General features: G+C 60.3%; 8 protein-coding genes. 4 read left to right on the forward strand and 4 right to left on the reverse strand.

Annotated features, from left to right (window positions below; translation table 11 throughout):
* The 3 genes from holA to EGI20_RS14795 form a co-directional block, all read left to right on the forward strand.
* The coding region (gene holA / locus EGI20_RS14785) for a DNA polymerase III subunit delta (protein WP_498632388.1) at positions 1 to 843 on the forward strand (843 nt) is incomplete at its 5' end.
* 174 nt (positions 844 to 1017) lie between these two features.
* Positions 1018 to 2052 carry a uroporphyrinogen-III C-methyltransferase gene (locus tag EGI20_RS14790; RefSeq protein ID WP_498632390.1) on the forward strand — a complete coding sequence of 345 codons (1035 nt, stop codon included), beginning with the start codon at positions 1018 to 1020 and terminating at the stop codon, positions 2050 to 2052.
* Entirely contained in the window at positions 2049 to 3251 is a 1203-nt protein-coding gene (locus tag EGI20_RS14795; RefSeq protein ID WP_498632391.1) for a heme biosynthesis HemY N-terminal domain-containing protein, read from the forward strand. Before EGI20_RS14790 ends, EGI20_RS14795 begins: the two co-directional genes overlap by 4 nt.
* 140 nt (positions 3252 to 3391) lie before the next feature.
* Here the strand turns inward: EGI20_RS14795 and EGI20_RS14800 are convergent, their stop codons facing one another.
* Together EGI20_RS14800 and EGI20_RS14805 are read right to left on the reverse strand one after the other, a co-directional pair.
* On the reverse strand, positions 3392 to 4102 hold the full coding sequence (locus EGI20_RS14800) for a pseudouridine synthase (protein ID WP_498632393.1): 711 nt from the start codon (positions 4100 to 4102) through the stop codon (positions 3392 to 3394).
* 19 nt (positions 4103 to 4121) lie between these two features.
* Positions 4122 to 5414 carry a GGDEF domain-containing protein gene (locus EGI20_RS14805; RefSeq protein WP_498632395.1) on the reverse strand — a complete coding sequence of 431 codons (1293 nt, stop codon included), beginning with the start codon at positions 5412 to 5414 and terminating at the stop codon, positions 4122 to 4124.
* Positions 5415 to 5781: 367 nt separating this feature from the next.
* Between EGI20_RS14805 and rpoS the strand changes: the two genes are divergently transcribed.
* Positions 5782 to 6639, forward strand: coding sequence for an RNA polymerase sigma factor RpoS (gene rpoS / locus EGI20_RS14810; protein WP_498632396.1), 858 nt, complete (start codon positions 5782 to 5784; stop codon positions 6637 to 6639).
* Between the two features lie 52 nt (positions 6640 to 6691).
* Here rpoS and EGI20_RS14815 read toward each other — a convergent pair whose 3' ends face one another.
* Both EGI20_RS14815 and EGI20_RS14820 read right to left on the reverse strand, forming a co-directional pair.
* Complete coding sequence (locus EGI20_RS14815) at positions 6692 to 8092, reverse strand: DEAD/DEAH box helicase (RefSeq protein ID WP_498632397.1); 1401 nt, start codon at positions 8090 to 8092, stop codon at positions 6692 to 6694.
* A gap of 258 nt (positions 8093 to 8350) precedes the next feature.
* Positions 8351 to 9028: mechanosensitive ion channel family protein (locus EGI20_RS14820; RefSeq protein ID WP_498632399.1), on the reverse strand; the 678-nt coding region annotated here is incomplete at its 5' end.

A 9028-nucleotide genomic window follows, 5' to 3' on the forward strand; every position in this document is an offset into this window, starting at 1 on the left:
GTCGAGCCCGGCTTTGACTGGTCCAGCCTCGCCAATGCCATGCATAGCGTGTCGCTGTTCGCTTCGCTCAAATTGCTGGAAGTGCGCATTCCGTCGGGCAAGCCCGGTGCCGAGGGCGGCGAGGCGCTGCAAAAACTGGCGGCCCATCTGCCGCCGGACACGGTGACGCTGGTGATACTGCCCAAGCTGGAGCGGGTGCAGCTGCAGACCAAGTGGTTTACCGCGCTGCAAAAGGCCGCGCTGGAGATTGATGCCAAGGCGGTGACCCGTGCCGATTTGCCCGGCTGGGTTGTCCGTCGGCTGAAGGCGCAGGGGCAGAGCATGGAGGGCGAGGCGCTGGCCTTCTTTGTCGACCGGGTCGAGGGCAATCTGCTGGCCGCGCGTCAGGAAGTCGACAAGCTGGCATTGCTGTATCCGCAAGGCGAACTGAAGCTGGCCGATGTCCGCGAGGCGGTGGCCAATGTGGCGCGCTTCGATGTGTTCCATTTGTCGTCGGCCTGGCTGCAAGGCGATGCGCCCCGCGTGGCGCGCATGCTGGAAGGGCTGGAAGCCGAGGGCGAGGCGCCGGTGCTGGTGCTGTGGGCGCTGGCCGAAGATATCCGCATGCTGCTCAAGCTGCGCCAAGGCATCAAGGACGGGCGCAACGCCCGCGAAATGGCGCGCGAGCTCAAGCTATGGGGCGAGCGGCAGAAACTGGCCGAGCCGGCACTGCGCCGCATAGGCCCGCGTAAACTGATGGATGCGCTGACCCAGTGCGCCGAAGTCGACCGCCAGATCAAGGGCGCGGCGCAGGGCGAGCCGTGGCAGGGACTGCTCAGGGTGGCGATGTTGCTGGCAGGGTAGGCCGTCGGGGAATAGGGAGCAAGCTCCCCTCTCCCTATTTCCCGCCCTTCCATACCACAATGGCGCATCCTGCGGCGGCCCATGCTGGCCGCCGTCATAGGCTTGACGTTACAATGGCATCTAGTGCGGGCATCTGTTCCGCTTCGTCGAACCTCAGCGTGGTCTTTACTATCCATGAGCGACACCCCGATTACCGACACCCCCATCCCGGCCAAGCGCTCAGGCGCCGGCAATATTGCGCTGATTGTCGCGCTGGCGGCATTGGGCCTGTCCGGCTGGCAATACTATGAAACCCGCGTCACGCTGGATCAGGCCCGTTTGTCGCTGGCGCAAAGTCTGGCCGATGCCGGCGGTTCCGCCCGCGTACTGCGTGAACAAAATACGGCGACCTTGAGCGGACTCAAGGCAACCGATGCCAAGCTGGCCCTGCTGGAGGAGCGTGTTAACCAGTCTGCCGGGCAATATGCCACCTTGGAGGGCATGTACCAGGAGCTGACGCGCAACCGCAGCGACTGGTTGCTGGCCGAGGTCGAGCACACGCTGTCCATCGCCAGCCAGCAACTGCAGCTGGCGGGTAATGTGTCGGCCGCGGTGTCGGCGCTGGAAATGCTGGATACCCGCCTGGCCCGTTTTGACAGTCCGCAGCTGATCGGCTTGAAAAAGGCGATCAACAAGGACTTGATCGAACTCAAGGCGCTGCCTTATCTCGATAATGTCGGCATTACCCTCAAGCTGGACCAGCTGATGCTGTCGGTAGATACCCTGCCGCTGGCGGTTGACCATCACCGTCTGGCTCCAGTGGCCGGTACCCGCCTCGTGCTGCCGGCGAATGCGTCGTGGTGGGAGAAGGCGCTGTCCGATTTGTCGGGCAGCATAGGCGAGCTGGTACATATCCGCCGCATGGACAAACCCGAAGCTTTGCTGCTGTCGCCCGAGCAGGCCTTTTTCCTGCGTGAAAACCTGAAAATGCGCTTGCTGGATGCGCGCATGGCCTTGCAAGGCCGTTTGGGCGGGACGTTCAATGCCGATATCAGCGCCGCGCGCAGTTATGTAGAGCGTTATTTTGATCGCGATGCACCGGCCACCCAGCAATGGCTGGCCACGCTGAACGGCATCAAGGATGCGCCGCTGGATGTCGAGTTGCCGGATCTGGCTGCCAGCCTCAAGTCGGTACGCGATGCGCAAGGCAGCGTGGAGGTGAAACCGTGAAGTTTGTGCTGTGGATTATCGGCCTGTTTGCGCTGGCCGTGCTGCTGGGTCTGGCGGCGACCGTCAATACCGGCTACGCCATCCTGTTTGTGCCGCCTTACCGCATGGAAGTCTCGTTCAATCTGCTGATCGTAGCGATCATTGTGCTGATTCTGCTGGCGCATGGCGCTTTGCGCCTGATCGCGCTGGCGGTACGCTTGCCGGAAGAGGTCCGTGCTTTCCAGCGCCAGAAAAAGCTCAAGGCCTCGCGCCATGCACTGCGCGAAGCGGCGCTGGCTTTTTTTGAGGGGCGTTACCAGAAGGCCGAGCGCGAGGCGAATAAGGCGGTGGATGACGAATTTGCCGCGGAAAACCGGGCACTGGCCTTGATGATCGCGGCGCGCTCTGCTGCCCAGACCAACGATATCGCACACCGCGACGAATATCTGAGCCAGCTTGAAGGCTTGCCCGAGCGCCTGCAACTGGCGCGCCATATGCTGGAAGCCGAGCTGAATTATGAAGCCAAGCAGCCGCTGGAGGCGCTGGCGGCTATCGAGCGTGCACGCGCCATCTCGTCCAGCCTGACCTCGGCGCTGAAGCTCGAACTCAAGATCCGCCTCAAGCTCAAGCAGCCGGAAGCGGTGTTGCAACTGAGCGAGAAGCTGCTGAAGTCGGATGCGCTGGATGCGGCGCAGGCCAGGCGTTACCGTCTGGCTGCCTATGCACAGCAGCTGGCCGGTTTTGCCGGTAGTGAAGAGATCAGCACCTGGTGGCGCAAGATTCCCGAAGTCGAGCGCGGCAATGCCGAACTGGTGGCCCAAGTCGCGCAGCGCATGCTGGCATTGGGCGACGCGGATGCGGCCGCCACCTTGCTGGCGAGTGCCTTGTCTGCCGATGAGGATGCATCCGAGCTGGCGCTGCCATTGGCGGACATGGCCGGGCAAATCAGCGCAGCGCAGCGCATCCGTTTGATGAAGGAGGCCGAAGCCTGGCTGAAGTCGCGGCCGCGAGACCATCAGCTTTTGTTTGCCCTGGGCTGTCTTGCGCAGGAGCAGAAACTGTGGGGCAAGGCGCAGAGCTATCTGGAAGCCAGCCTGTCGGTCACCCCTACGCTGCAGGCTTGTGCCAAGCTGGCAAGCTTGTTCTTTGCGCTGGAGAAGCCGGAGGCGGCCGAACGCTACCGGCAGCAGGCGCTGGAGATTGCACTGGCGACGGCTTGAGCGTCTGCTTTTGATCCCATGAAAAAACCCGCTTCAAGCGGGTTTTTTCATGGCTATGCCCCCGTTACGGGTAGGCACAGATGGCTTTTGGACTTTGTGTCCGCGCAGCGGACACATTAATTCAAGGCTAGGCTGTGCCTTCAGCCGGCAAAACCCAGAACGGCGAGCTCGGCCGGGGTCAGAAAACGCCACTGCCCGGGTGCCAGCTCACCCAGAGCCAGCGGGCCGATGGCGATGCGGTGCAGCGCCTCGACACGATTACCGGCGGCAGCGACCATGCGCTTGACCTGATGGTAACGTCCCTGACTGATGGTCATATGGATGGTGTGTTCGTCCACCTGCAGGACGGCATCGACCGCCAATGTTTCATCTTCATCCCTGAGCAGCACACCGCTTTGCAATTGCGATAGCAGCGCCTTGCTGGCCGCATGCTTGAGCGTGACGCGGTAGCACTTGGGCACCTGCTTTTTGGGGGAGGTCAGTGCATGGATAAACTGGCCATCGGTGGTCAGCAGCAGCAGGCCGGTCGTGTCTGCGTCCAGTCGTCCCACCGCACTGACGCCCAGATTGTTGAAGGGAAGAGGCAGGCGCGAGTAGACGCTGGGGTGGTGGATGGGCTTGTGCGAGGTTTCGGTATTCGCCTCTTTATTCAGCATCAGATAGACCGGGCCGCGCACTATCTGCCACGGCTCGTCATCCACGCTTAAGCTGTGAAGCTCGTCCGGCTGCACCTTTGCACGCCAGTTGTCGGCCTGCTCGCCGTTGATTTCGACCAGTCCGTATTCGATCAGCTTGCGGCATTCCTTGCGGCTGCCGAAGCCTTGTTGTTGCAAGAAGCGGTAGAGTTCCATGGCGCGATATTAGCACGCCTCAGGGGGTAATCTGAATGGACGTGCTGGCACGCTGGACACGGTTGCGGCCGGCTTCTTTGGCGCGATACAGCGCATCATCGGCCGCGCGCAACAGCGTGTCATTGTCCTTTCCATGCTGCGGATAGGCCGAGACGCCGATGGAGATGGTAAAGCGGATCGTGTGCTTGCCATCGGCACTGATGACTTGTAGCTGTTCGATTTTGCGCCGCAGCAGGCCGGCCTTCATTTCGGTGTCGTCCAGCGTGGAGCCGGGCAGCAGCACGACAAATTCCTCTCCGCCATAGCGGCAAATAATGTCGTTGCCGCGGAAAGTGTCGCGCAAGGTTTTCCCTATGGCTGCCAGCACCAGATCGCCGCTTTTATGGCCATAGGTATCGTTGACCTTCTTGAAGTGATCGACGTCGAACATCATCAGCCCCAATGGGCGGCTTTCGCGGTGCATGTTTTTCAGCAGATTGGGCAGGACGGCTTCAAGATGGCGGCGATTGAATACGCCGGTGAGCGCATCGCCAAATGCCTGCTCCCGCAGCCCTTTTTGCAGGCGCTCGATTTCCCCGACATGCCGCTGCAGTTTTGCATGATTGTCCTGTAGCCGTACTTCCAGCTGTTTGCGCTCACCAATGTCGTTGATGCCGGTCAGTACCAGCAATTCTCCCTGGATGCGGAGCAGATTGCTGGAAACCAGTGCCCAGAAGCGCTGGCCTGCGGCGTCGACCAGTTCGATTTCCCGGTCCGATTGCGAGCCGGCATTCATCAAGGTGGCGCTATTGCGCTCGCGGTCGGCGACATGGGCGTAGAAGTCCTGTATCCGCCGTTTTTGCTCAGGGGCAAGTGTACCGAACAGGCGCTGTCTGGCGCGTGGATTGGCATACAGAATGACGCCGTCGTCGATACGGTTCAATAGCAGGGGAAAAGGGGTCGCCTCTGCGATGGCATGGTAGTCGAGCGTCGTTTCTTTGGGGTTCTTGAGGGGGGTGCTTTTTGCCCTGCTGGCGGTGAGCCGGCGTTTTTCAGCCAGCAAGGCGGTGGGCAGCAAGACGCAGGCATAGGGCAGCAGGGCCAGCCCTGTCGCCTGCAGATTGCGCTGTTGTAAAAAAGCGGCCGCCCCGGCCGTCAGCAGCCAGGCCGGGAGTGCCCGCCAACCTATATATAGTGTCGCGAGCAGAGCCAGGCCGGCAGTGGGCAGCAAGCTGGTCTGCAGTGGAAACGGCATGGCGCCGTAATAGCCCAGCCACGCGCTGGCGGCATAGGCTAACAGCAATGTGGGTTGCCAGAATGTTGAACCTTTCATGCTGGTCACTTTGATATGCCCTGTGCTGGTTCATATGCTTATGGATTAGAGTAGCTGGTTTCTATGGCGCAGGGTAGTGATTGCATCCGCTTTTTGTGTAAGTGGGACTGACTGTTGTATCTCCACAGCCGGCATGCCGTTTTTTCATGCTTTACATTGATATATTTCATTATTATTAATATCTAATATGCCGTATAGTTCTCGCATAGAGTGATTTAGCCGATTGGTATCATTCTGGCGCATGGCTAACTTGTTGTTCATGCAGGAATAATGCGGTATTTCGATAGTGGGACTAATGATGCGTGGAGTCGTTGAGGCGTGGGCCGAAGTAGAGGGACAAGATTTGCTGAGTGAGGGTCATTCACGGATGGATACTGGGGTCGCTTTTGAGGATCTGGTCGATATCACCCAGATTTATCTGAAGGATATCGGTAGCTGCAAGCTACTCAGCGCGGCAAACGAACAGGCGCTGGCATTACGCATGGCAGAGGGCGACAGTAATGCGCAGGCCTTGCTGGTCAAACACAATCTGCGTCTGGTGGTCAGCATTGCCAAACACTATCTCAACCGCGGTTTGCCGTTATTGGATCTGATCGAAGAAGGAAATATGGGGCTGATGCATGCTGTCGAAAAATTCGATGTCAGCCGCGGTTTTCGCTTGTCTACCTACGCTACCTGCTGGATACGGCAAAATATTGAACGCGCCATCATGAATCAGTCGCGCACTGTCCGTTTGCCGGTTCATGTGGTCAAGGAATTGAATGCCTGTTTGCGTGCAGCCCGCGAACTGGAAAGCCGTAGCGGTATTGAGCCGAGCATGGAGGAAATCGCCTGGCACCTTGGCAAGCCGGTTGCCGATGTGCGCCGCCTGATGGAACAGAATCCGCGCATGATGTCGCTGGATGCCCCGCTGGACAGGGATCCGAGCTTGAGTGTGGGGGAGGCGATTGCCGACACTGAACAGGCCGAGCCGGACGAGGCGCTGAACAATGCCGAATTGATGAGCTATTTGCAAGAATGGCTGGCACTACTGCCAAGCAAGCAGCGTCTGGTCGTCGAGCACCGCTATGGTCTGAATGGAAACGAGATCAGCACATTGGAGGAAGTGGCCAGAATGCTGGGGCTGGCGCGCGAGCGGGTGCGCCAGATCCAGATTGAAAGTCTGGCCCACCTCAAGCAGATTGCCAGCATGCAAGGCATAGAGGCCGATACCGTTTTGGCTTAATACCGCAAAGCGGCCCGCTGCCGGATATGGCTAGCGCGGGCCGGTTCAGGTTTTAGCGCTTGGGCTGGCTGAACAGCGCAGCTTGCGGACGGGCCTGTTTGCTGCGTCCTTGCCCGGCCGGCTTGGCGCCTTGGGGCTTGGGTGCATCATGGCCGTGCGGCTTGGCTTGGTGCGCATGTGCCGCTTTTTGTTTTTGCTGGGCCGGCGCGCCGCGGCGCGCATTATTGCCTGTGTTTTGTCCCTGCCCCTGACGGCCGCCCTGGCCACGGCCTTGCGGCTGGCGCGGCTTGAGCAGCGGCTCGGGCTTGACCGACAGGTCGGCCTTGTAGCCGGCCACTTCGAAGCGCTCGATGTCTTTCTTGATCAGGCGCTCGATGTCTTTGAGCAACTTCAGCTCGTCCACACAGACCAGAGACACCGCTTCACCGCTGGAGCCGGCACGACCGGTACGGCCGATACGGTGTACATAGTCTTCCGGCACGTTAGGCAGCTCGAAGTTGACCACAAACGGCAGCTGGTCGATGTCCAGACCGCGTGCGGCGATATCGGTGGCGACCAGCGCCTGCAAGTCGCCCGACTTGAAATTGGCCAGTGCACTGGTGCGTGCACCCTGGCTCTTGTTGCCATGGATCGCGGCCGAGCGGATGCCGGCCTTGTCCAGTTTTTCCGACAGGCGGTTGGCGCCGTGCTTGGTGCGGGTGAACACCAGGAGCTGGTGCCAGTTATTGTCCTGAATCAGTTTGATCAGCAGATCGGTTTTCTTGTCGCGGTCGACCAGGTGCACGCGCTGGGTCACCAGCTCGCTCGAGGTATTGCGACGGGCGACTTCCACCAGCTGCGGATTGTCCAGCAGGCCGTCGGCCAGCGTGCGGATTTCGTCAGAGAAGGTGGCCGAGAACAGCAGGTTCTGCCGGCGCGGCGGCATGATGGCCAGAATTTTTTTGATATCGCGGATAAAGCCCATATCCAGCATGCGGTCGGCTTCGTCCAGTACCAGAATTTCAACCGCCGACAGATCGATGGTTTTTTGCTGTACATGGTCAAGCAGACGGCCAGGGGTGGCGATCACGATATCGATGGGCTTGCGCAGCTGGGCGTATTGCGGGTTGATGCTGACGCCACCGAACATCACCATGGAGCTGAGCTTCAGGTGCTGGCCATAGGTCTTGACCGATTCGGCAACCTGGGCTGCCAGTTCGCGGGTCGGGGTCAGAACCAGTGCGCGCGGGCGGCCGGCACGGGTGTTGGCTGGCGTCGTGGCCAGACGCTGCAGCAAAGGCAGGGTAAAGCCGGCGGTCTTGCCGGTGCCGGTCTGAGCGGCAGCCAGCAGGTCGCCACCCTTCAAGACTTGCGGAATGGCCTGCAGCTGGATAGGCGTCGGGATGGTATAGCCTGCGTCGGCAACGGCGCGGGCAATGGGTTCGATCAGGCCGAGTTCGGCGAAGGTGGTCATGCGGTTTCCTTACTGCGGCGAGCCGGTATCCGGCATCCATCCGCGCCGACTGCGGTAGAGTCAAAATAAAAGCACCGGCGGATGGCGGCCGGTGCAAGCGGGGCAGTATACGCGAAATGCAGAAGCATAGTGTCGGGATAGGGGGGGCGGGGAATCGGGACTCGCGATGTTGACGCGAGCATGCTTGGCCGAAATGCTGAAACCCGAGTCCCGAGTCCCGAGTCCCGAGTCCCGAGTCCCGAGTCCCGAGTCCCGAGTCTACCCTTGCCTCACCACCACCGGCTGTTCGGGCAGCGGGAAGCCGGCTGCGGTCAGGGTGTCGCGTATGGCGCGGTTGCTGTCGAAGTAGACCTGCCAGTAATGGTCGGTATGGCAATAGGGACGCACCGCCAGTACCGGGCCGCGCTCGTTGAATTCCAGGATCTCGATATCGGGGGCCGGTGTTTTCATTACATTGGCGATAGTGGCGATTTTTTCCCGCAGCAGGGTTTGCGCCAGTGCGTAGTCTGCCGAATTGGCCAGCTGGGCACACAAATCGACACGGCGGTAGCCGTTGGTCGAGTAGTTCTGGATATTGTCGGAAAAAATCTTGTTGTTGCCGACCAGGGTCTGCACATTGTCCGGCGTGTTGAAGGTGGTGGCGAACAGGCCGATATTTTCCACCGTGCCGGTGACGCCGCCGGCACAGATAAAGTCACCGACCTTGAACGGGCGCAGTACCACCAGAAAGATGCCGGCAGCAAAGTTGGCCAGCAGCCCGCTCCACGCCATGCCGATGGCGATGCCGCCAGCGGCAATCACGGCGGCGAAGGTGGTGGTCTGCATGCCGAAATAGCCGAGGATGCCGATGATCAGGATGATGGTGAGCGACACCGATAAGAAGGAATGGACATAGCGCTGCAAGGTCGCGTCGATATTGCGCCGTATTAGCTGGTC

This window comes from Aquitalea sp. S1-19 (genome assembly GCF_024343515.1).

Bases quoted from the DNA above. Each gene is read 5' to 3' on its own strand.
- EGI20_RS14790 (WP_498632390.1), top strand. From the start codon at position 1,018: ATGAGCGACACCCCGATTACCGACACCCCCATCCCGGCCAAGCGCTCA.
- EGI20_RS14800 (WP_498632393.1), bottom strand. From the start codon at position 4,102: ATGGAACTCTACCGCTTCTTGCAACAACAAGGCTTCGGCAGCCGCAAG.
- EGI20_RS14805 (WP_498632395.1), bottom strand. From the start codon at position 5,414: ATGAAAGGTTCAACATTCTGGCAACCCACATTGCTGTTAGCCTATGCC.
- rpoS (WP_498632396.1), top strand. From the start codon at position 5,782: ATGGATACTGGGGTCGCTTTTGAGGATCTGGTCGATATCACCCAGATT.
- EGI20_RS14815 (WP_498632397.1), bottom strand. From the start codon at position 8,092: ATGACCACCTTCGCCGAACTCGGCCTGATCGAACCCATTGCCCGCGCC.